The 22601-nt window shown below is 62.3% G+C and carries 21 protein-coding genes, 1 other RNA gene and 1 pseudogene; 8 read left to right on the top strand and 15 right to left on the bottom strand.

Translation table 11 applies throughout. The annotated features are described in order from the left end of the window. Window positions 1-203, top strand: a 203-nt coding sequence (locus tag NKI37_RS12600; protein ID WP_352794453.1) for a hypothetical protein, incomplete at its 5' end; no start/stop codon positions are given. A 34-nt stretch (window positions 204-237) separates the two neighbouring features. Here NKI37_RS12600 and NKI37_RS12595 read toward each other — a convergent pair. Further along, entirely contained in the window at window positions 238-1515 is a 1278-nt protein-coding gene (locus NKI37_RS12595; RefSeq protein ID WP_352788923.1) for a 4-aminobutyrate--2-oxoglutarate transaminase, read from the bottom strand. A gap of 195 nt (window positions 1516-1710) precedes the next feature. Between NKI37_RS12595 and NKI37_RS12590 the strand changes: the two are divergent. Then, window positions 1711-2494, top strand: a pseudogene (locus tag NKI37_RS12590) (efflux RND transporter permease subunit); the annotation flags it as partial. A gap of 12 nt (window positions 2495-2506) precedes the next feature. On the opposite strand, the gene NKI37_RS12585 reads toward NKI37_RS12590, so the two are convergent. The 12 genes from NKI37_RS12585 to ffs form a co-directional block, all read right to left on the bottom strand. Next, window positions 2507-2845: a DUF2185 domain-containing protein gene (locus NKI37_RS12585; protein WP_023696743.1), complete on the bottom strand. Its 339-nt coding sequence runs from the start codon at window positions 2843-2845 to the stop codon at window positions 2507-2509. A 38-nt stretch (window positions 2846-2883) separates the two neighbouring features. Beyond that, window positions 2884-3633 (bottom strand): ABC transporter ATP-binding protein, encoded by a 750-nt coding sequence (locus tag NKI37_RS12580; protein ID WP_023669527.1) that lies wholly within the window; start codon window positions 3631-3633, stop codon window positions 2884-2886. Further along, a complete protein-coding gene (locus tag NKI37_RS12575; protein WP_023669526.1) occupies window positions 3630-4466 on the bottom strand; it encodes an ABC transporter ATP-binding protein in 837 nt (278 codons plus the stop codon). The genes NKI37_RS12580 and NKI37_RS12575 overlap by 4 nt, the downstream gene beginning before the upstream one ends. 10 nt (window positions 4467-4476) lie before the next feature. Next, entirely contained in the window at window positions 4477-5397 is a 921-nt protein-coding gene (locus NKI37_RS12570) for an ABC transporter permease (protein ID WP_023669525.1), read from the bottom strand. Further along, complete coding sequence (locus NKI37_RS12565; RefSeq protein WP_023669524.1) at window positions 5394-6461, bottom strand: ABC transporter permease; 1068 nt, start codon at window positions 6459-6461, stop codon at window positions 5394-5396. Before NKI37_RS12565 ends, NKI37_RS12570 begins: the two co-directional genes overlap by 4 nt. 19 nt (window positions 6462-6480) lie before the next feature. Further along, on the bottom strand, window positions 6481-8124 hold the full coding sequence (locus NKI37_RS12560) for an ABC transporter substrate-binding protein (RefSeq protein ID WP_023682026.1): 1644 nt from the start codon (window positions 8122-8124) through the stop codon (window positions 6481-6483). A gap of 264 nt (window positions 8125-8388) precedes the next feature. Next, a complete protein-coding gene (locus NKI37_RS12555) occupies window positions 8389-9666 on the bottom strand; it encodes a lytic murein transglycosylase (RefSeq protein WP_023696744.1) in 1278 nt (425 codons plus the stop codon). Between the two features lie 194 nt (window positions 9667-9860). Then, entirely contained in the window at window positions 9861-10466 is a 606-nt protein-coding gene (gene recR / locus NKI37_RS12550; protein ID WP_023696745.1) for a recombination mediator RecR, read from the bottom strand. 97 nt (window positions 10467-10563) lie between these two features. Further along, window positions 10564-11532, bottom strand: a complete 969-nt coding sequence (locus NKI37_RS12545; protein ID WP_023696746.1) for a cell wall hydrolase — start codon at window positions 11530-11532, stop codon at window positions 10564-10566. Between the two features lie 218 nt (window positions 11533-11750). Beyond that, the gene (locus tag NKI37_RS12540) at window positions 11751-12074 is read right to left on the bottom strand and encodes a YbaB/EbfC family nucleoid-associated protein (RefSeq protein ID WP_023669519.1); all 324 of its coding nucleotides are present in this window, start codon (window positions 12072-12074) and stop codon (window positions 11751-11753) included. Window positions 12075-12105: 31 nt separating this feature from the next. Next, window positions 12106-13917, bottom strand: a complete 1812-nt coding sequence (locus NKI37_RS12535; protein WP_023708186.1) for a DNA polymerase III subunit gamma/tau — start codon at window positions 13915-13917, stop codon at window positions 12106-12108. Window positions 13918-14121: 204 nt separating this feature from the next. Beyond that, an RNA gene (gene ffs, locus NKI37_RS12530) (signal recognition particle sRNA small type) lies at window positions 14122-14218 on the bottom strand. Window positions 14219-14375: 157 nt separating this feature from the next. On the opposite strand from ffs, the gene NKI37_RS12525 reads away from it, so the two are divergent. From NKI37_RS12525 to NKI37_RS12515, 3 genes are all read left to right on the top strand, one after another. Beyond that, on the top strand, window positions 14376-14795 hold the full coding sequence (locus tag NKI37_RS12525; protein WP_023682032.1) for an HIT domain-containing protein: 420 nt from the start codon (window positions 14376-14378) through the stop codon (window positions 14793-14795). Window positions 14796-14830: 35 nt separating this feature from the next. Next, window positions 14831-15772 carry an NAD(+) diphosphatase gene (gene nudC, locus NKI37_RS12520; RefSeq protein ID WP_023682033.1) on the top strand — a complete coding sequence of 314 codons (942 nt, stop codon included), beginning with the start codon at window positions 14831-14833 and terminating at the stop codon, window positions 15770-15772. A 75-nt stretch (window positions 15773-15847) separates the two neighbouring features. Further along, window positions 15848-16153: a Dabb family protein gene (locus NKI37_RS12515; protein WP_023669515.1), complete on the top strand. Its 306-nt coding sequence runs from the start codon at window positions 15848-15850 to the stop codon at window positions 16151-16153. 6 nt (window positions 16154-16159) lie between these two features. On the opposite strand, the gene NKI37_RS12510 is transcribed toward NKI37_RS12515, so the two are convergent. After that, window positions 16160-17023, bottom strand: coding sequence for a prephenate dehydratase (locus tag NKI37_RS12510; protein ID WP_023682034.1), 864 nt, complete (start codon window positions 17021-17023; stop codon window positions 16160-16162). A gap of 23 nt (window positions 17024-17046) precedes the next feature. Continuing rightward, window positions 17047-17772 carry a 3-deoxy-manno-octulosonate cytidylyltransferase gene (locus tag NKI37_RS12505; protein WP_023669513.1) on the bottom strand — a complete coding sequence of 242 codons (726 nt, stop codon included), beginning with the start codon at window positions 17770-17772 and terminating at the stop codon, window positions 17047-17049. A gap of 193 nt (window positions 17773-17965) precedes the next feature. On the opposite strand from NKI37_RS12505, the gene NKI37_RS12500 reads away from it, so the two are divergent. From NKI37_RS12500 to NKI37_RS12490, 3 genes are all read left to right on the top strand, one after another. Beyond that, window positions 17966-18631: a c-type cytochrome gene (locus NKI37_RS12500; RefSeq protein WP_023669512.1), complete on the top strand. Its 666-nt coding sequence runs from the start codon at window positions 17966-17968 to the stop codon at window positions 18629-18631. A 151-nt stretch (window positions 18632-18782) separates the two neighbouring features. Beyond that, a complete protein-coding gene (locus NKI37_RS12495; protein WP_023682035.1) occupies window positions 18783-20660 on the top strand; it encodes an extracellular solute-binding protein in 1878 nt (625 codons plus the stop codon). Next, on the top strand, window positions 20660-22528 hold the full coding sequence (locus NKI37_RS12490; protein ID WP_352788929.1) for an extracellular solute-binding protein: 1869 nt from the start codon (window positions 20660-20662) through the stop codon (window positions 22526-22528). The genes NKI37_RS12495 and NKI37_RS12490 overlap by 1 nt, the downstream gene beginning before the upstream one ends. Window positions 22529-22601: the final 73 nt, after the last annotated feature.

The raw sequence follows: 22601 nt of genomic DNA, 5'->3' as shown, positions 1-22601 counted from the left end.
CAGGAGTTGGGTGTCTCTCCCCCTTGAGCGACGGGCGCCCGCTGCTGTGGCGCGCCACCCGCCAGATCGTCGCCTCTCTGATCGCGACCATCTTTACTCAACCTTCCTTGGCGGCCCTGCGCCAAAATCTCCATGCCTTGCGATATCGCTGGCGCGAACCACCACGAAAGCGCAAGTTTCAGTCCATGCCAAAGCTATCTTAGCGCCTATGCCCACCAGGGGGAGGTAGGGTTTGCGCTAGACAGCGCAGACTTCGCGGATCGAGCTTTCCAGAATGTCGAGCGCCTCGTTCATGACATTGTCCTGGATGGTGATCGGAGCCAGGAAACGGATGACGTTGCCGTAGACGCCGCAGGTCAGCAGGATCAGCCCCTTGTCGAGCGCCTTCAGCCGGATCGCATTGGCGATCTCGGCCGACGGCAGGCCCTTCTTGACGTCGTTGAACTCGACCGCGTTCATGAAGCCGAGACCCCTGATGTCGACAATCTCGGGCACATCGTCGCGGATCGACTGCAGCCGCTGTTTCAGCCGGGCGCCCAGCGTATTGGCGCGGTCGCACAGCTTTTCGTCCTCGATTACGTCGAGCACGGCGTGTGCTGCGGCGACACCGATCGGGCTGCCGCCATAGGTGCCGCCGAGCCCGCCAGGACCGGGCGCATCCATGATCTCGGCGCGGCCGGTGACCGCCGCCAGCGGGAAGCCGCCGGCCAGGCTTTTCGCCATGGTGGTAATGTCGGCCGCGACCTCATGATGATCCATGGCGAACATCTTGCCGGTGCGGGCAAAGCCGGTCTGCACCTCATCGGCGATCAGCAGCATGCCGTGCTGGTCGCAGAGCTTGCGCAGCGCCGTCAGGAATTCGCGCGGCGCGTCGTAGAAGCCGCCCTCGCCCTGGACCGGCTCGATGATGATGGCGGCAACGCGAGCCGGATCGACATCGGCCTTGAACAGTTTGTCGAGTGCGACCAGCGAATCGGCTGTAGACACGCCGTGCAGCGGCACCGGAAACGGCGCGTGGTAGACGTCGCCCGGCATGGCGCCGAAGCCGACCTTGTAGGGCACGACCTTGCCGGTCAGCGCCATGCCCATGAAGGTGCGGCCGTGGAAGCCGCCGGCAAAGGCGATGACGGCTTGGCGGCCAGTGGCGTTGCGGGCGATCTTGATGGCGTTCTCGACCGCTTCAGCACCCGTAGTGACGAAGATGGTCTTCTTCTCGAACTTGCCGGGCAGCATGCCGTTCAGCCGTTCGGCCAGCCTGACATAGCTCTCATAGGGCACGACCTGGTGGCAGGTATGGGTGAAGCGGTCGAGCTGTGCCTTGACCGCCTCGATCACCCTGGGATGGCGGTGGCCGGTGTTGACGACGGCGATACCGGAGGAGAAATCGATGTATCGGCGGCCTTCTACATCCCAGATCTCCGAATTCTCGGCGCGGTCGGCATAGATCTGCGTCGTCATGCCGACGCCGCGCGAGATCGACTGGTTCTTGCGCTCGGAAATGGCTGCGTTCTTCATTTCGTCCCTCATCGGGCCGACGCCCGTTCTCGTTAGATGAATGCCAAGGCCTCTTCTGACCTTATTTCACGTTTTCCTCAAGTTGGCACCGCCGCCGGGCGATTGGGCCTGTCGTCGATGCGGGCCACTTCGACAGACCGGTCTTAACCAGCCGACCGATACACGTACGGGGCAGTCCGTGACAGCTCACCCGTCACCGGGAACGGCGAAGCGATCCCGCTCGCCGCGGTGGCGAACTTCCGCTACGACCTCGAACAGCCGACGGTGTGGCGGCGCAACCGCATCCCGATGATCACCGTTCGCGCAGGCCTCGTTGGCGACGTGCTGCCGGCCACCGTCGTCAACGAATTGAAGCCGTCGGTCGACGCCTTCATCGCCAAACTGCCGCCCGGCTATTCCGTTGCAACCGCCGGCTCGGTCGAGGAAAGCGCCAAAAGCCAGGGACCGATCGCAGCGGTGGTGCCGCTGATGCTGTTCGTGATGGCGACCATCCTGATGATCCAGTTGCAAAGTTTTCAGCGCCTGTTCCTGGTCGTGGCGGTGGCGCCGCTCGGCCTGATCGGCGTGGTCGCGGCCCTGGTGCCGAGCGGCGCACCGCTCGGCTTCGTCGCCATTCTGGGCGTCCTGGCGCTGATCGGCATCCTGATCCGCAACTCAGGTGATCCTGATCGTGCAGATCGAGGATCTGGTGGCCGAGGGCCAAGACCGCTGGGAAGCCGTGATCGAAGCGACCGAGCACCGCATGCGGCCGATCGCGCTGACGGCCGCGGCCGCCAGCCTAGCGCTGATCCCGATCGCGCGCGAAGTGTTCTGGGGCCCGATGGCCTACGCCATGATGGGCGGCATCATCGCCGGCACGGCGATCACGCTGCTGTTCCTGCCGGCGCTTTATGTGACGTGGTTCAGGATCAAGGAGCCTAAGCAGGGGGACGAACCATCTGTTCCGGAGAACGGCGAACTGGCGCAAGACCCCGCTTAAGGCTTTGCCGGATCATTCGTTATCGTTAGAGGGTTCGGGGCGCGATTTCGCTCGCTGCCATGGCGATGATTTTGACGTCCGCCAAGCATGCCAGCCTTTTGGCAAGTCGGCCAATGCCAGGATGCTTTCATCCTGCTGCACCACCTCTTGCAGGCCAACGAGCATTATCTCGCGTTCATCCCAATCTCGAGAGTCGCTGCTATAGAATTGCCAACTGCCCCCTTCATCGTTGTAGTTCTCGTCATCGTCAGCTTCATGCACAACGTATGCGATCCAGTCGCCCCGTTTGAATATGCTCTTGTCCGATAGCACCGCGACATTGGGCGGATCTGCAAACTTCCATTCTTCCATGGAATTCCCCAAGCGATTATTCTGCGGAAGAAACTAGTTCACGCCGTCCGAACAAACCCCTCGCTCGCCCTAAGCAAATTGCGTGTGTAATCCTTCTCCACGCGGTGCCCGATCAGCTGGCCCGCCGTCAGGTTCTCCACCGCTTCGCCATTCTGCATCACCATCAGGCGCTCGCACATATGGGTGATGATGGCGAGGTCGTGGCTGACCATCAGGAAGGTCAGCTTGCGCCGACGGCGAACCTCTTCCAGCAGGTTGAGCACTTCCGCCTGCACCGAAGCGTCGAGCGCCGAGGTTGGTTCGTCGAGCAGCAGGATCGACGGTTCGAGGATGAGCGCCCGCGCGATCGCCACGCGCTGACGCTGACCGCCGGAGAGCTGGTGCGCGTAGCGGAAACGGAAACCGTTGCCTAATCCGACCTCGTCGAGGGCGCGCTGGATGCGTTGCTCGCCATCGGCAAAGCCGTGAATGGCGAGCGGCTCCTGTAGCAGGCGGTCGACGGTCTGACGCGGGTGCAGCGAACCATAGGGGTCCTGGAAGACCATCTGCACTTCGCGATAAAAAGCCTTGTCGCGGCGCGCTCCCAGCGTCTTGCCATTGACCGTGATAGTACCGGATGCGACAGGCACCAGGCCGGCAATGGCTTTGAGCAGCGTCGACTTGCCGGAACCGCTCTCGCCGACCAGGCCGAAGGATTCGCCGGACTTCACCTCGAGGTTCGCCCCTTTCAGCGCGCGAAAACGGTCGAACACCACCTCCAGCCCTTCAATCGAAATGGCTGGCGTCATGCCGCCCACTCCGGCTTGCGGTCGAGCACCGGCAGCGGGTGGCGTTCGTAACCGATCCTGGGCATGCAGTTGAGCAGGCCGCGCGTGTAGGGATGCTGGGCGTCGCGCAGCTCCGACGCCTTGAGCTGCTCGACCACCTTGCCGGCATACATGACGATGACGCGGTCGCAGAAGGAGGCGACCAGCCGCAGATCGTGCGAGATGAAGATCAGACCCATGCCGCGCTCACTGACCAAGCGGTCGAGGATGCCGAGCACATCGAGCTGAACGGTGACGTCGAGCGCCGAGGTCGGCTCGTCGGCGATCATCAGTTCCGGTCCGGCGATCAGCATCATTGCGATCATGGCGCGCTGGCCCATCCCGCCGGACACCTCGTGCGGATGCAGGTCGAAGACACGCGAGGGATCGCGGATCTGCACAGCTTCCAGCATGGCCAGCGCCCGCTCGCGCGCTTCGGCCTTGGAGACCTTTTCATGCGTGCGCAGCGTCTCGACGATCTGGCGGCCGATGCTCATCACCGGGTCGAGCGAATATTTCGGATCCTGCAGGATCATGGCGATGCGTTTGCCGCGCAGCGCCCGGCGCTGGCGGGCGGGTATGTCCAAAAGATCGATGCCGTCCAAGGCGAGCTTCTTGGCCGAAACCAGAGCCTGCGGCGGCGTCAGCCCCATGATGGCGCGGCCGGTCTGCGACTTGCCGGAGCCGCTTTCGCCGACAATGCCCAGCCGCTCTCGGCCGAGCGAGAAGGTGACGCCGCGCACCGCCTGGATGAGGCCGGTCCGAGTCGGGAAGGTGACGCGCAGGTCGTCGACATCGAGAAGTGCACCGCTCATTGGTCACCACTCATTGGTCGCCACTCCGGGGATCGAGCGCATCGCGCAGGCCGTCGCCCAGCAGGTTGAAGCCGAGACTGACGATCAGGATGGCGAAGCCGGGCGCGCCGGCCACCCACCATTGGTCGAGCACGAAGCGACGGCCGGACGCGATCATGGTGCCCCATTCCGGCAGCGGCGGCTGCGCGCCGAGGCCAAGGAAACCGAGGCCGGCGGCGGTGAGGATGATGCCGGCCATATCGAGCGTCACCCGGATGATCAGCGAAGAGATGCAGAGCGGCATGATGTGGCGCAGCACGATGCGGAACGGCGAGGCGCCCATCAATTGCACCGCCTTGATGTAATCGGAATTGCGCACGGTCATCGTCTCGGCCCGCGCAATTCGCGCGTAAGGCGGCCACGAGGTGATGGCGATGGCCAACACCGCGTTTTCGATCCCGGGGCCAAGGGCGGCGACAAAGGCCAGTGCCAGGATCAGCTTGGGGAAGGCGAGGAAGATGTCGGTAATGCGCATCAGAATGGCATCGGTCCAGCCGCCGGCATAGCCGGCGACGGTGCCGACCAAAAGGCCGATGGGGGCTGCGATGACAGCGACAAGAATGACGACATAGAGGGTCCAGCGTGAGCCAAAAAGAATGCGCGAATAGATATCGCGGCCGAGATCGTCGGTGCCGAACCAATGCGCCGCACTCGGCGCCAAAAGCCGGGCATTCTTGAGATCGCCGATGGTCGGCAAATAGGGCGCCAGCACATCGGCAAAGGCTGCGACCAGCAGCAGCGCGATGATGATGAGCAGGCCGAGAAACGCCAGCCGGTTGGCGGAAAAGCGCCGCCAAGCGACGTAGGCGCGGCCGAGCCGTGCCTGCATGCGCGAGGCCGGCCGATCGCTGAGCAGCCAATCGCGGCGCGTTTGGATTGCTTCGGCGCTCATCCTGTCTTCGTCCTCGGATCGAGCACCTTGTAGAGAACGTCGGACAGGAGATTGATGCCGATGAACACCGAACCGATGACGATGGTGCCGCCGAGCACGGCGTTCATGTCGGCGTTCTGCAGCGAATTGGTGATGTAGAGGCCGATGCCGGGCCAGGAGAACACCGTCTCGGTCAGCACCGAACCTTCGAGCAGCCCGGCATAGGACAGCGCGATCACCGTGACCATCGGCACCGCGGCGTTGCGCAGCGCATGGCCCCAGATGATTCGCGTTTCAGACAGGCCCTTGGCGCGCGCGGCGACGATGTATTCCTGCGACAGCTCATTCAGCATGAAGGAGCGCGTCATTCGGCTGATATAGGCGAGCGAGAAATAGCCCAGCAGCCCTGCCGGCAGGATGATGTGGCGGTAAGCGTCGTAGAAGACATCCCACTGGCCCTGCAGCGCGGCGTCGAGCAGGTAGAAGCCGGTGATCGGTGTGAATGTGTACTCGTAGACGATGTCGAGGCGGCCAGGAAAAGCCACCCATTGGAGCTTGGCGTAGAACAGGACAAGCCCCAAAAGCCCGATCCAGAAGATAGGCACGGAATAGCCAATCAGGCCGACAATGCGAACGATCTGGTCGATGAGACTGCCGCGTTTTACCGCTGCCAGCACGCCGAGCGGCACGCCGATCAACGAGCCTATCAGAGTGCCCAAAGTCGCCAGTTCGATCGTTGCCGGAAAGGCACGGCGGATGTCGGTCATCACAGGATTGGTGGTCAGCACAGAGGTGCCGAAATCACCGTTCAGCGCATGCTTGAGATAGATATAGAATTGCTCGATCAACGGAAGATCGAGCCCCATCTCGCGGCGGGTGCGCTCGACGACATTGGCCGGTGCGCGGTCGCCGAGCACCGCCAGCACCGGATCGATCGGGATGACGCGGCCGATGAAAAAGGTCACCGCGAGCAGGCCGAGATAGGTGGTGACGGCGATGACCAGGAAGCGGCCGATCGCCAACAAGATAGCGACGGCGCGGGCGCTTCCCTGCCCCGCCGTCGCCTGGTTTTCAATCGCGCTCATCAGGGCGCGTCCGCCGGCGCTATTCCTTGGAGACCGGGCCGACGAAGTTGGTGTCGAAGCTCGGACCGAGCGCAAAGCCTTTCAGGTTTTTGCGCAGGCCTGCCACTTCCAATTGCTGGTGGATGATGACGAAGGGGCTGGTGTCGAGGATCGTCTTTTCAAGACTCTTGTACATATCGGCGCGCTTGCCGGCATCCTTCTCCAGCAAGGCTGCTTCGGTCTGCTTTGTCAGGTCCGGGATGTCCCAGGCATTGCGCCAGGCCAGCGTCTTGGTCTTGCCTTCATCCGAATTGTCCGGGTTTGAGGCAAAGGTCTGGGCGTTGGAGTTCGGATCGAAATAGTCCTGGCCCCACTGGCCGATATAGATGTCATGATTGCGGGCGCGGTATTTGGTCAGCGTCTGCTTGCCGTCGCCCGGGATAATTTCCAGCTTGATGCCGGCTTGGCCAAGCGTCTGCTGGATCGATTCCGCCATGCCCGTTGTCGGCTGTCCCGTGCGTACGTCCATGGTTACGCTGAAGCCGTCGGCCAGGCCGGCCTTGGTCAGCAGTTCCTTGGCTTTGGCGACGTCGAACTTGAACGGATTTTCGTCCAGTTCGCCCAGCACGCCCTTGGGCAGGAAGGTCTGGTGAATCTCGCCAATGCCCTTGAGGATGGTCGTGCTCAGCGCATCGTAGTCGACCAGATATTTGAACGCCTGGCGAACCTCGGGCTTGGCGAGGTTCGGATTCTTCTGGTTGAGACTGATGTAAAAGACCGTGCCCTTCGGCGCGCTGGTCGTGGTGAGATCGGCATTCTTGGCGATGGCGTCGAGATCGTTCGGCTCGAGGTTGCGGGCAACGTCGATGTCGCCTGCTTCGAGCGCCAGGCGCTGTGCCGAGCTTTCCTTCATGTTGCGGTAGATGACGCGGGCGAGCTTGGCCTTCTCGCCATTGTAATTGTCGTTGCGCTCCAGCACGACGACCTCATTGGCCCGCCATTCGCGCAGCTTGTAGGCGCCGGAGCCGGCATAACCGGTCTTCAGGAAGGCGTTGCCGAAATCGTTGTCCCATTTGTAGTCGGCACTCGGCGTCACCGCGGCGACATGTTCCTTGACCAGCTTTGCGTCGACGACCGAAGCGACCGTTGCCGACAGGCAGTTTAACACGAAGCTCGGCGCATAGGCCTTGTCGACGGTGAACTGGAAGGTGGTATCGTCGACGGCCTTGGCCTTGTCGGCAACATTGTCGCCGCTGATGCCGAACTGGTTGATGATGAATGCCGGCGGCTTATCCAGCTTGATGGCGCGCTCGAAGGAATAGGCGACATCGGCGGCCGTCAGTGGATTGCCCGAAGCGAACTTTAGGCCGGGCTTGAGCTTGAACGTATAGACCAGGCCGTCGTCGGAGACGGTCCAGCTCTCGGCAAGGTCGCCCTTGACCTTGGAGGTGTCGCTGAGGTCGAGGCGGACCAGCAGATCATAGGTGTTGCCGGTGACTTCGGCGGTCGACAGTTCGAACGCCTCGCCCGGATCCATGGAGATGATGTCGTCGATGGCAAAACCTTCGACCAGCGTGTCGGCGGGGGTCACGGCAAAGGCCGGCGCGACGCCAATGAGCAGAGCGGACATGGCAGCACCTGCGAGCCAGACGCGCGAACGTAGAGCAAACTTTTCCATCATCATGATGATTGTTCCCTGTTTTGTTGATTGTTGACCCCGAGTTCCCGGCTCAGGGCTGCAGTAATCTTTTTCGCGGCCGGAGGACGACCGTTAGACCCCATACCGTGTTGATTTTTTTCCAGTTGGTCAACACCCTATCCGGCAGCCCTCCAACCGGCAACGGGCATTTTTGCGAGCCGGCATACTGGACCGGAATATGCTGTGCGCGTCGAAGCATGGGCGAGCCAATTGCAGCCGCCGATGGGGAAAAATCTGCTCTTTTCGGTGTTACTTGATGGCAGCAACCAGATCGGCGTCGGGGAAGCAGGTGGCGGGGCGGCCGTTCTTTTCCTGCCAGCTGCCGATCGAGCGGCGGGTCTTGAAGCCGGGCAGGCCGTCGGCGCTGCCGACATCGTAGCCCTTGGCCTCCAGCGCCCGTTGCAGCGCGGCGATGTCGGAACGATGCAGGCCGCCGACCGCACCCCAGCTGCCGACGAAATCAGCATCGCCATGGGCGATGCGGTCAGCGCCATGGCCGATGAACAGGGCGTAGAGGTCGCTGGTGTTGTATTGCTTCAGCACGTAGAAATTTGTCGTGGCGATGAAGGCCGGACCGCTGCGTCCGGCCGGCATCAAAAGGAACCCTTCCGCCTTCGGTTCGTTGGCCGGAAAGGCTTTGCCGCCGACGCGGCTGATTCCCATCGCCGCCCAGGCTGAGATCTTCTTGCCCTGGTCGGGACCTTCGAGCGAGCAGGAAACGCTTTCCGGAACCGTCACCTCGAAACCCCAGCCACGCCCCTTCACCCAGCCATAGTGGACGAGATAGTTGGCGATCGAGGCCAGCACGTCCGGCGTCGAATTCCAGATGTCCGGGTGCCCATCACCGTCGTAGTCGACGGCGTGCTTCAGGAACGAGGTCGGCATGAATTGCGGCTGGCCGAGCGCGCCGGCCCAGGACGATTTCATGGCGCCGACCGGCGCCAACCCATGCTCGACGATCTCGAGCGCCGCCAGTACCTCGGTGCGGAAGAAGTCCTTCTTGGTCGACATGAACGCCTTGGTGCCGAGAACCTCGAAGGCGTCGTAGGGCATTTTCGCCGCGCCGAAGCCGGTCTCGCGGCCCCAGATCGCCAACAGTATCTCGCCCGGGACACCGTAGCGCTTTTCGATCGCAGCCAGCGTCTTGGCGTTGGCCGCCTCGCGCGTGCGCCCACCTGACGTGACGGCGCGCACCGTCTTTTCGGCGAAATAGGCGCCGGGCGAACCGAACTCGGCCTGATGCTGTTTTTGCGGAGTTTTGGGTTTCTCGCCGGGCAGGACGAGGTCGGGCAATTTGAGGTTCGGCTTCACGCCGTCGAAAGCGGCGTCGAAGGTGGATTTGGAGATGCCTTTGGTCTGGGCTTCCGGCCAGAGATCGGTTTTCAGCCAGGCGCGGAACTGGTCGTCGATTTTGGCGGCGGAGGCGGGGGCTACAAAAAGCAGGGCAACGAGGGATGCGAGAAGCGCAACGAGCGCCAATCCAAAAGATCCGCGTTCTGTCGCGCCCCCCTCTGTCCTGCCGGACATCTCCCCCTCAAGGGGGGAGATTGGCTGTCGCTTCGGTTTTCGCCAACCACCAGCGTTGAAAGAAGAATGCCGCCCGAGAAGCTGCTGATCTCCCCCCTTGAGGGGGAGATGTCCGGCAGGACAGAGGGGGGTGTTTGGCGCAAACCTCGAAGAATGCGAAGCTTTCATGTCGCACATCCTGCCCGCCAATTGCGTCAAAACGCCGTCCGCGAGCGCAAGGCCGCCGCCAGCGTCCCCTCATCCAGATAGTCGAGTTCGCCGCCGACCGGCACGCCATGCGCAAGTCTGGTGACCTTGATCTCGAAACCCGAGAGCTGGTCGGTGAGATAATGCGCCGTCGTCTGGCCCTCGACCGTGGCGTTGACGGCGAGGATCACCTCCTTCACCTCGCCGCCGGCGACGCGGTCGACCAGCGAGCGGACATTGAGCTGGTCGGGGCCGATGCCGTCGAGCGGCGATAGCGTGCCGCCGAGCACGTGGTAGCGCACATTCATGGCCGCCGCCCGCTCCAGCGCCCAGAGGTCGGAGACATCCTCGACGACGATCAGCGTCGAGGCATCGCGGCGCGGATCGGTGCAGATCATGCAAGGGTCGGAGGTATCGACGTTGCCGCAGGTCGTGCAGATGCGCACCTTGTCGGCGGCTTCAGCCATGGCGGCGGCGAGCGGCGACAAAAGCTGCTCCTTCTTCTTGATGAGGTGCAGTGCCGCACGCCTGGCCGAACGCGGCCCTAGCCCCGGCACCTTGGCCAGGAGCTGGATCAGGCGTTCGATCTCGGGACCGGCGATTCGCTTCGACATCGCACTGATCTAGGATTTTTCCGCGCGCTTTGAAACATGCCGCATACGCACCGAGCCCGCCATGCTGCCATGGCGGGCTTGGAAACTGTTTTTGGCGTCAGTAAGCTGACGCTGGCCGGGTCTGGTCGATAATCATCGCGCCGATAGCGTCGGTATTCTCAGGCGTCGACTGGAAGCCCATCGACGCTTCCTGCGTTGCCGATGGAACCGAGGTGATGTGGCGGGCGTTCAGCGTGCCGCCGAAACGCGAGGCATCGGGCTCGGCCATCGGCTCCTGCATCGCCACCTCCGTCTGCTTGGCGGCGACGCGGGCGCTCTTGGCGGGCGCCGCGGAAGCCGTCACATAGGTCTGCTCGGCCGGGGCACGTGTCGCCTTGGCTGCGCGAACCGCCGCGGCCTGCTTGGCAGGATCTGGACGGACAATGGTCTTCACCACCGGCTCGGCGTAGGCAACCTGCACCGGCGCTTCAGGCACAGGCGCGCGCGGCTGCGCCGAGGCAACCATGGTCGTGGATTCATCCGGCAGCGGCTGCCAGTTGCGACCGCGCTTCTCGTAGAAGGCGTTGCCGCCGGCAACCATGGTGTAATGCATGTTCTTGTAGGGGAACCTCAGGCCGGCGGTGTGGAAGTACATCGTGTTTTTCAGCTTGGCCTTGCGCTCGCCCTTGAGCACCGCATCGGCGGCCTCCTCGACATCGGGCATCGCTTTCGAATTCATCGCCCGCGTCATCACGCCGGGCGCGAACTGGCCCGGTTCGCCAACCACTTGGCAAATGGTGCTGCCATGATTGCCGGAGCGCAGCCGGTTCATCACCACCGTGCCGACGGCGATCATGCCGTCACGGCTCGAGCGGTTGGACTCGAAGAACATCGCCCGCTCCAGACATTCCTTCTCCTTCGGCGTGTTGCGGTAGGCGCGCGTCGAAAGGAAGCTGGGCGTGATGGCGTCGGTCAGACTGGCGACCGACAGGCCGTGCGAAGACGTGGTCTGGCTGCAACCGGCCAGGAACATAGGGGAGAAGATGATGCCGAGCAGAAGCGGCGTCTTCCATCGCGTCGCGATCAACAAAAATGCCTCATTGTCCAGATGCCACCCCGCCCCGAGATGTGGCAAGAATGAGACTCTTAAAGGCAAAAAGATGGCTAAAGGATTAGCTTTCGTGCAGCATAGGTAAAACTTTATAAATGCCCGGATATGTCCGCGTGAGCAAAGCCGGAGAAAGTCTTAACAACAGCCTCCGCAGCCGATTTCCCTTCATAATCAATTAACTGGTTGGAGCCGGCTCAGAACGGCAATTTCATTCCGGGCGGGATCGGCAAGCCTGCCGTCAGCGCCTTGGTCTTCTCCTGCATAATCTGCTCGACCTTATTTTTGGCGTCATTGTGAGCGGCCAGCAGCAGGTCTTCGAGAATCTCGACCTCGTCCTCCTTGAACAGCGACGGATCGATCTTCAGCGACTTCATTTCGAACTTGCCGGTCAGCGTGACATTGACCAGCCCGCCGCCCGCCTGCCCGCTTGCTTCAATCGTCGCGATCTCGTCCTGCATGGCCTGGAACTTGGCCTGCATTTCCTTCGCCTTGCCCATCAGGCCGAGAAGATCTTTCATGGTCGGGTCCTTTGCGGATTCGTGGCTATGGTCAGGTTTCGTCGTCGTCGGACGGCGGCTCGACCGGCGCTTCGGCCTTGTCGGTGTCGACTTCCGGCGCGTCGGGAATGCGCACGTCGATGATCTTGGCGCCGGGAAAGCGCGCCAGGATGGCGGCCACAGCCGGATCGCTTTTCGCGTCGGAGAAAGCAGTCTCGCGCCTGGTCGATTCCATCTCGGCCAGCGTTTGGCCGCCCTCTTCCTTCGACAATGACACCAGCCAGTTGCGGCCGGTCCAGGCGCGCAGCTTCGTCGTCAAGTCGTTGAGCAGCATCTTGGGCGCATCGGCGGTCAGGCCGACGTCGATACGGCCGGGCTCGATGCGCACCAGGCGAATACAGCTCTTGACCAGCACCTTAAAGGCGATGTCACGCTGCGCGTCGGCAAGAGCGACAATATCGGCCAGCGATTTCAGCGGCGGCGATTGCGGCTCGACGACCGGCTGCGGAGGCGCGACAAAGGCGACCGGGGGCGCGTCGACCAATCGCATGGTTTGCGCACCGGCTGGCCCGGACGGCATCCGGGTCTGCGCTACCGCGCTGGCGCCGCCGCCATTGCCGGCATTTACCGGCGCACCATTCGGGCGTGACGCACCACCGGACGCCGGAGCGCCGCTCTCTAGAGATTTCAGCGCCTCGTCCAGCGTCGGCAGGTCGGCGGCATGCGCCAGCCGGATCAGCACCATCTCGCCGGCGCTGACCGGTCGGTTGGACGACTGCACCTCGGGAATGCCTTTCAAGAGCATCTGCCAGGTTCGCGACAGAACCTTGACCGACAGCGTGCTGGCGAAGTCGGCGCCGCGGCGGCGCTCATCCTCGGACAGGGAAGCGTCGTCGGCAGCCGTCGGCACGAAGCGCAGCCGGGTGACGAGGTGGTTGAATTCGGCCAGATCGGTCAGCACGGCAGCCGGATCGGCGCCGGTGTCGTACTGGTTGCGGAATTCGGCAAGGGCGGCCGCCACATCGCCTTTCATGACATGTTCGAACAGGTCGACGATGCGGGCGCGGTCGGCGAGACCCAGCATGGCGCGCACCGCTTCGGCGCTGACGGCGCCGCCGCCATGGGCGATTGCCTGGTCGAGGATGGAGAGCGAATCGCGGGCCGAGCCTTCGGCGGCGCGCGCGATCATCGCCAGCGCGTCGTCGTCTACCGAAATGCCTTCCTTGCCGGCAATGGAGGCGAGATGCGCGACCAGCGCGCCGGCATCGATGCGTCTCAGGTCGAAACGCTGGCAGCGCGACAGCACGGTGATCGGCACTTTGCGGATTTCGGTGGTGGCAAAGATGAATTTGACGTGCGGCGGCGGCTCTTCCAGCGTCTTCAACAGGCCGTTGAAGGCCTGGGTGGAGAGCATGTGCACTTCGTCGATGATGTAGACTTTGTAGCGCGCCGACACCGGGGCATAGCGCACGCGCTCGATAATGTCCCTGATGTCGTCGATGCCGGTATGCGACGCGGCGTCCATCTCGATGACGTCGACATGGCGGCCTTCCATGATCGCCTGGCAGTGCTCGCCCAGGAGGGCGAGGTCGACCGAGGGATGGTCGACCGTCGGCGTCTTGTAGTTGAGCGCCCGCGCCAGGATGCGCGCCGTCGTGGTCTTACCGACGCCGCGCACGCCGGTCAGCATCCAGGCCTGGGCGATGCGGCCTGTGGAGAAAGCGTTGGTCAAAGTGCGGACCATCGGCTCCTGGCCGATCAGTTCCGAGAAATTCGACGGACGATATTTGCGCGCCAGCACGCGATAGGCGACGGCCTTTTGCTTCTCCAGGTTTTCGGGGTCCGAATTTCCGGCTTCGCTCATTCGCCCGTAAAGCTCCAAAAGGCCGCGTCTCAGCGTAGCCGATTCCTGCTAGATCGTTTCACCGTTTTCTGAAACGGCAAACCGCTCTACCCTTTGCTTTAACGCAATTCCGGACGGGAAACCGCTCACACTTTCCCTGGAATTGCTCCAATAGTCTCGCCCGCGCTGCAATGCGTCGTCAATGTCGCGAGAGGGGCCGATGAGGTGGGAGGCTGGAACAATGACCCGTTCCGGGCTCGTTAGGGCTGCTTCCTTCCGGACCTGACCCGGTTGGCGAGTGGATCGTCCACCACCAACCTCCCGCGTTCCATATCGGCAATTCAGCGATCAAATGCAAGGGTGCATTGAGAATCGGATGCCCTTGAACTCCGCCGCTCAATGAATCGCTTGCAGCCCCCGTGCAGCCGCTCTAGCGTCATGAGTTTGGGAATAATGCGAGAAGCGCAAGGGAAACGCCAATGCTACCGGGCCTCAAGGCCGGATTCACGCTCGACTCCAGGCTGGAGGCGGATAGCGAGCAGCTGATGTGGCTCGGCCTGTGCGAGCTCAGGGTGATGAACGATAGCCGCTGGCCATGGCTGGTCCTGGTGCCGCAGCGGCCGGGGGCCGAAGAAATCCACGACATGACGCCGCTCGACCAGGCGATGTTGACCTTCGAAACCAACATGGTGGCGCAGGCGCTGAAAAGAACCACGGGCTGCACCAAGATCAACACCGGCGCGCTCGGCAACATCGTTCGGCAATTGCATGTCCACGTCATCGCCCGCTCGGAAGGCGATCCGGGCTGGCCGGGGCCGGTGTGGGGGCACGGCATGCGCGAGCCCTATGAGCGTTCAGGCATCCGCCAATTTGCGCAACAGATCAAGGCGGCGCTATAAGCCGCCTGTGTCCATCCCTAGACGTTCGAGCTTCCATGACCTTTCGCCTTTTTGACGCGCCCTTGCGCGAACCGAGCCAGTTCGTCGGCTTCGCCGGAAACACGATTGATCGGCAATCCGAGAACCGCGCCGACGATTCCGTCGAAAGGGCGTTGGCCGATCCCTCGGCACGTCTTCTGCCGATGCATGGCGGACGGCTGTATCTGAAATTGCACGATGGCAGCTTCGACCCTTGGTTCGATCTGGCTGAGAGCCAGAAGCTGCAGCCATCACTCGCACAAGGCGTGCTGCTTGGCTTTGCCGAGAGCGGCCCGGTCCTTGCCGTGCCGGTCGGCCTCGATCCCGAACAGCTACCGGAGACCATGAAGGCGATCGATTATCGCTCGGTCTATATGCAGGGGCTGATCGACGAGGCGGCAGCGGGCGCGCTGGCGCAAGGCGCCGCCCTGCTTGCCTGGCATGCCACCCATCGCTTCTGCAGCAAATGCGGCCATGAATCGCATATGCGGGCCGGCGGCTACAAGCGCCATTGCCCAAATTGCGGCACCGAGCACTTTCCACGCACCGATCCGGTGGCGATTATGCTGACGGCGACGCGGGAAAAATGCCTGCTCGGCCGCGGCCGGCATTTCGGGCCCGGCATGTACTCGGCGCTTGCCGGCTTCATCGAGCCGGGCGAGACGATCGAGGCGGCGGTGCGCCGCGAAACGCTGGAGGAAGCCGGCATCCGGCTCGGCCGCGTCGTCTACCATGCCAGCCAACCCTGGCCGTTCCCCTATTCGCTGATGATCGGCTGTTTCGGCGAACCGCTCAATGACGACATCCAGGCCGATCTCAACGAGTTGGAAGATTGCCGCTGGTTTTTTCGCGACGAGGTGCGTTCCATGCTGGAGAGGACGCACAAGGACAATCTGGTCACGCCGCCGAAAGGCGCGATCGCGCATCATCTGATCCGCGCCTGGGTCGACAGCGAATAAGACTTGTTATTTTACGCAATTCCGGACGGAAAACCGCTTCACACTTTTCCTGGAATTGCTTAACGGGAGCAAAAAATGATCCGTCACACCGTGGTTTTCACCCTGAAGCACCCGCAGTACTCGCTGGAGGAAAAGCGGTTCCTCTCCGATGCCAAGCGCATTCTCAGCGCAATCAAGGGCGTCACCCATTTCGAGCCGCTGCGGCAAGTCAGCCCGAAAAACGACTATCACTTCGGCTTCTCGATGGAGTTCGTCGATCAGGCCGCCTACACCAGATATAACGAGCATCCCGACCACGTTGCCTTCGTGCGCGACCGCTGGATCCCGGAAGTCGAAACCTTCATGGAAATCGACTATGTGCCGCTGACCCTGCTGGTTTAGGGAACCTTAGTCCGCGACCTTCCACTGCTCGCGCGACTCGCTGGCGGGATAGACACCCAAAATGCGCACTTCGCGCGAGAAGAAGCGCAGTTCGTCCAGCGCCAGCTTGACCAGTGGATCGTCGGGATGGCCCTCGATATCGGCGTAGAACAGCGTCGCGGTGAAGGCGCCCAACTGATAGCTCTCCAGCTTCGTCATGTTGACGCCGTTGGTGGCGAAACCGCCCATTGCCTTGTAGAGCGCAGCCGGCACGTTGCGGACACGGAACATGAAGGTCGTCATCATCTTGGTGTCGGCCGAGGGCCGTTCGGCCAATCGCTTGTCCTTGGTCAGCACGACAAAGCGGGTGACATTCGAATCCGTGTCCTCGACGTTCTTCTCGATGATGTCGAGGCCGTAGAGTTCTGCGGCTAGCGCCGGGGCGAGCGAGGCCATGGTGCGGTCCTTGAGCTCCGAGACCAGCTTCGCAGAGCCCGCCGTGTCGCCGGCGATCACCGGCTTCCAACCGTTCTTGCGGATGTATTTGCGGCACTGTCCCAGCGCATGGATATGGCTGTGCACGGTCTTGATCTCTTCGCGTTTGACGCCTGGCAGCACCATCAGCTGGAAGTGGATCGGCAGAAAATACTCGCCGACGATGTGGAGTTTCGATTCCGGCAAGAGATGATGAATGTCGGCGACGCGGCCGGCGATGGTGTTTTCGATCGGGATCATGGCGAGGTCGGCCTTGTTGGTCTCGACCGCGTTGAAGGCATCCTCGAAGGTGGGGCACGGCAACGGCTCCATCGAAGGGAACATGTTGCGGCTGGCGGTGTCGGAATTGGCGCCCGGTTCGCCTTGGAAGGCTATTCTGTTGGTCTTGTCAGGCATGCCGATATCTCAGGTTGAAGGTCTCAGGAAAGAATTTGTCGGGCGCGTTCGAGGTCTTCCGGCGTGTCGACGCCCAGCGGCAGCGATTGCACGATCTCGGCATCGATGCGCATACCGGCCTCCACCGCCCGCAACTGCTCCAGCCGCTCGCGCCGTTCGAGCGGCGAAGGTTTTAGCGCGACGAAGCGTTCGAGGGCTGAGCGCCGATAGGCGTAGAGGCCGACATGGTGATAGAGCGGCCCCTCGCCCCAGGGCGCGGTGGCGCGGGTGAAATAGAGCGCCTTCAGCCGCGTCGCCGACAACGGCGAACCGACGATCTTGACGACGTTGGGGTTGGCCTTTTCCTCGTCGCGGACGATCTCGACGCCGAGCGTGGCGATGTCGACCGCAGCGTCCTCGAACGGTTTCAGCGCCGCACCGATGATCTTGGGATCGATGGTCGGCAGGTCGCCCTGCACATTGACGATGGTTTCGACCTTGCGATCGGGGTCGAGGGCGGTCAGCGCCTCGAAGATACGGTCGGAACCGGATTCGTGGTCGGTGCGCGTCATCACCGCCTCGAAACCGTGCGCGCGCACCGCTTCGGCCACGTTGCGCGTGTCGGTTGCCACCACTACCCGGCCAAGCCCAGCCTCAGCGGCGCGGCGGGCGACATGGACGATCATCGGCGCGCCGGCTATGTCGGCCAGCGGCTTGCCCGGCAGGCGCGTCGAGGCCATGCGGGCCGGGATCAGGATGAGCGTGGACATCGAGGTTGCAAGGCGTTCGAAAGAGGATGGGGAAAGTGGCAAAAGGTCTCACTGGAAGCGCCCTTATAGGTGTTGCAACGCCCAAGCAAAAGACCTAGTTTCCGCCCGATTTGACCGGCTCGACGGGGTGGGTCACGATACCGACGGACGGAGTGGACGGAGAGGTCCGCCGGAAAAGGGAGCCCTGGGGCGTATGGATTCCAACGAAGTCAACAAACTGCTCGCCGGGTTGCTTGGAACCTGTTTCGTCGTCTTCTCGGTCGGTTTGGTGTCCGACGCCCTGTTTGCCTCGCCGGCGCCGGAAAAACCCGGCTTTGCCATCGAGGCGACGGAGCCTGCCGAAGGCGGCGCCGCCGGACCCGCAGCAGAGGCGAAGCCGATCGCCGACCTTTTGGCCACCGCCAATGTCGAGCAAGGTGCGGCCGTCTTTAAGAAATGCCAGGCCTGCCATTCCGGCGAAAAAGGCGGCCCCAACAAGGTCGGCCCGGATCTCTGGGACATCGTCGACCGCCCCGTCGCCGAGCATGAGGGCTTTGCCTATTCGGCCGGCATGAAGGAGTTTTCCAAGGGCGGCGCCGAGAAGTGGACCTATGACAATCTCAACCACTTCATCACCTCGCCGAAGAAATTCGTGAAGGGCACGGCGATGGGCTTTGCCGGCCTGCCGAAGGACGAGGACCGCGCCAACGTCATTGCCTATCTGCGCACGCTGTCGGATAGCCCGAAGCCGCTGCCGACGCCAGGTGCCGCCGCCGATGCAACGGCGCCGGCCAAGCCGGCCGAGGGTGCCGCTCCGGCCAAGCCGGCTGAAGGTGCAGCTCCAGCCCCTGCGACGCCGGCACCGGCGCCCGCCAAATAACCGAATTGTCATCTCCATGACCTCAAAAAAGCCGGGTTCAGCCCGGCTTTTTGTTAGGAAAATCGCATATGCGGCGACAAAGCCGCCGCATGGCGGTTTTCACCGGCGTCAAATCATTTAGGATTGCCGGGCATCGCGACGAGGAGAACGCATGACGGTTGGCCGAACGCTTCTGAGGTCCTTTCTGGTTGTGGGCGCCCTCGCAGGCGGCCTGCAGGCATCCTTCCCCCAGGAATGGCACACCACCTCTTCGCTGATCGGCCCCTCCAAATATGGCGAGAACTTCCAGCGCTACGATTATGTGAATCCGGATGCACCGAAGGGCGGTACCTACAATTCGGTCGTTTCCGGCACGTTCGACAGCTTCAATCCCTACGTCGTGCAGGGCTCGCCGGCGGCCGGCCTGCAGCCATTTGGCGGCGGCCTGCTCTACGACACGCTCATGGATCAAGCGACTGACGAAGGCAGCGTCAGCCACCCGCTCATCGCCGATGCCTACAAGTACCCTACCGACTATTCCTCGGCCACCTACCGGCTCGACCCACGGGCGAAATGGCATGACGGACAGCCGATCACCACTGACGACGTGATCTGGTCGTTCCAGGTGCTGAAGGCCAACAGCCCGATGTACAGCCGCTATTTCGAAAACGTCACCGACGCCGTCGCTGTCTCGGACCGTGAGGTCGAGTTCCACTTCGACCAGAAGGGCAATCGCGAACTGCCCAAGATCCTCGGCGACCTTGTCGTGCTGCCCAAGCATTGGTGGGAAGGCACCGACGACAATGGCAAGAAGCGCGACATCACCAAGGGGACGCTGGAGCCGCCGCTGGGCTCGGCTGCATACAAGATCGCCAGCTTCAAGGCGGGGTCGGAAATCGTCTGGCAGCGCGTCCCCGACTATTGGGGCGCCAAGCTGGCTGTGAAGATCGGCCGGGAGAATTTCGACACGCAGCACTTCACCTACATTCTTGACGACAACGCCTCCTGGGAGGCGTTCAAGAAAGGTGGCCTCGACGATATCAAGCCGGAAAACAGCTCGAAGCGCTGGGCGACATTTTATGATTTCGCGGCGATCAAGGCCGGCGATGTGATCAAGCAGGAGTTCAAGACCACCTCGCCCGAGCCGATGCAGGCTTTCATGCTCAACCAGAGACATAGGTTGTTTGCCGATCGTCTGGTCAGGGCCGCGCTCACCTACCCGTTCGATTTCGAATCGATGAACCGCACGCTGTTCTTCGGTTTCAACACTCGCACCCACAGCTATTTCCAGGGCACGGACCTAGCCTCCAGCGGCTTGCCGCAAGGCAAGGAATTGGAGATCCTGGAGAAGTACCGCGACAAGCTGCCGCCGGAAGTATTCACCCAGGAATTCAAGTTGCCGGTCTACGATTCGCCGCAGGCGGAGCGCAAATATCTGAAGCAGGCGGTCGACCTGTTCGCCCAGGCCGGCTGGGTGATCAAGGGCGGCAAGATGGTCAACGCCAAGACCGGCGAGCCATTCAAGTTTGAAATCCTAGGCTCGAATGAAACCGACCAGGTCATTTCCAGCCCCTGGATCGCCAATCTGCGCAAGATCGGCGTCGATGCAACACTGCGCATCGTCGACCCGAGCCAGTACACCAACCGCGTCAGAAACTTCGATTACGACGTCATCACAGGACAGCTCCAACAGTCGGAATCGCCCGGCAACGAGCAGCGCGATTTCTGGAGCTCCAAGGCCGCCGACACACCGGCATCGCGCAATTATTCCGGCATCAAGAACCCGGTCGTTGACGCCCTTGTCGACCGCATCATTTTTGCCACGGATCGCGATGACCTCGTCGCCACCACCCATGCGCTCGACCGCGTGCTGCTGTGGAATTACTATGTGGTGCCGCAATACTATCGCGCCGTTGTGTGGCTGGCTTACTGGAACAAGTTCGGCATCCCGGAAAAGCAGCCCGGCTACCGTGGCGCCGATATCGATTCCTGGTGGATCGATGCGGACAAGGAAAAGGCCCTGGCCGCCAAGTACAAGGGCAGCAATTGATGGCGGGGCTCCCTCGCCGCGATTTCCTGGCCCTCAGTGGCGCCGCGGCCGTTGCTGCGCTGCTGCCGGGCAAGGCTTTCGCCGCCAGCCCAACCGGCGTGAAACTGCATGGACTGTCGGCTTTCGGCGACCTCAAATACAAGCCGGACTTCACTCATTTCGACTATGTCAATGTCGATGCGCCGCAAGGTGGCGTCTTCAACTTCCTGCCGCGCAACTGGCTTGCCAACCAGACGCCGCTGACCTTCAACACGCTGAATTCGTTCGTTCCCAAAGGCGATTCGCCCCAGCGCACGGAGATGTGCTTCGATTCACTGATGGTGAGAGCGTACGACGAACCTGACGCCCTTTACGGGCTGATCGCTGACGGCGTGACGATTTCCGACGACCGCAACGACTTCACCTTCTCGCTGCGCCCGCAGGCCCGCTTCCATGACAGGACGCCATTGACGGCAGAGGATGCCGCCTTCACCTTCAAGCTGCTCAAGGACAAGGGGCACCCGTACTATTCCCTGCCGCTAACGCATCTGGATGACGCGATTGCCGTGGATGCCCACACGCTGCAGCTTAGGTTTTCCGGCAAGCAGACAAGCCGCACCATCCTCAACGTCGTCGAGTTCCCGGTCCTGTCGAAGGCGTTCTACACGACCAACCCGTTCGATTCCTCGCAGATGAACCCGCCGTTGGGGTCAGCCGCCTACAAGGTCGGTCGCTGGTCGGCAGGGGCCTGGATCGAATATGAGCGTGTGGCTGATTATTGGGGCAACGACCTGCCGGTCAATCGCGGCCAGAACAATTTTCAGCGGATCCGCGTTGAGTTCTATCAGGACCGTAGCGTTGCCTTCGAAGCGTTCAAGAAGGGAGAAATCCTCTACAGGGAGGAATTCACCTCGCGCGTCTGGGCGACCGGCTACGACTTCCCAGCCTTCACTGCTGGCAAGGTGGTGAAGCACGAATTCCCGGCCGAAACGGTGCCTTCGATGCAGGGCACCGCCGTCAACCAGCGGCGCGAGCAGTTTCGCGACTCGCGCGTGCGGCAGGCGATCGGGCTGTGCTTCGACTTCGAATGGACGCGGCGCAATTTCTTCTACGGTTCCTATGAGCGCTCGCAATCCTGCTTCGAGAAATCCGAATTTCGCGCCGAGGGCAGACCGTCGCCACAAGAATTGGCTCTTCTTGAGCCGCTGCGTGAGCAGATTCCCGCCGAGGCTTTTGGCGAAGCCGTGGTCCAGGACGCGTCGAACGGCTCCGGCCGCGACCGGCAGTTGCTTGGCAAGGCGGCCAAGCTTCTGGCCGAGGCCGGCTGGAAACGGTCCGGCAATTTCGTCGTGAACGACAAGGGTGGTCGGTTGTCCGCAGAGTTTCTTGTCGACGACGAAGTCTTCGAGCAGGTCTACTCGCCCTGGGTCGAAAACATGAAGGCGGTCGGCATCGATGCCTCGATCCGGCTGGTGGATGCCGCGCAATATCAGCTGCGGCAGAATTCGTTCGACTACGACCTCGTCTCGGTCGCGGCCTCGTTTCCGGCGACGCCAACCCGTGACGACCTCGAAACCATTTTCCATTCGCGAGCAGCTACCGTATCGGGCTCTCGCAATCTGCCGGGAACGTCGAGCCCGGCCATCGACGCCCTGGTTGACGCCGCGGGCGCCGCCAAGGATCGCGAAGGCCTGACAATTGCCATGCGCGCGCTCGACCGGGTCTTGCGTGCACGGCGGGATTGGATTCCAAGTTGGTTCCTGGCGAATCATCGAAGCGCCTATTGGGACATGTTCGGTTTTCCCGAGCGGAAACCCGATTTCGACTTCCCGGTCGAAGCGCTGTGGTGGGTCGACAAGGGCAAGGCGGCAAAAATTGGCAAAGGGTAGGCTGTTGCGCGGCACTTTACCCTCCCCCTCGTGGGGAGGGTCGGTGAGCACTTCGTGCGCAGCGCGAATGGCG

The sequence above is a fragment of the Mesorhizobium sp. M0626 genome, from assembly GCF_040320665.1.
In the GTDB taxonomy this organism is placed as follows: Bacteria; Pseudomonadota; Alphaproteobacteria; order Rhizobiales; family Rhizobiaceae; genus Mesorhizobium.
Note: the sequence above shows the minus strand (reverse complement) of the source record. Positions and strands in the feature narration are given on the sequence as shown.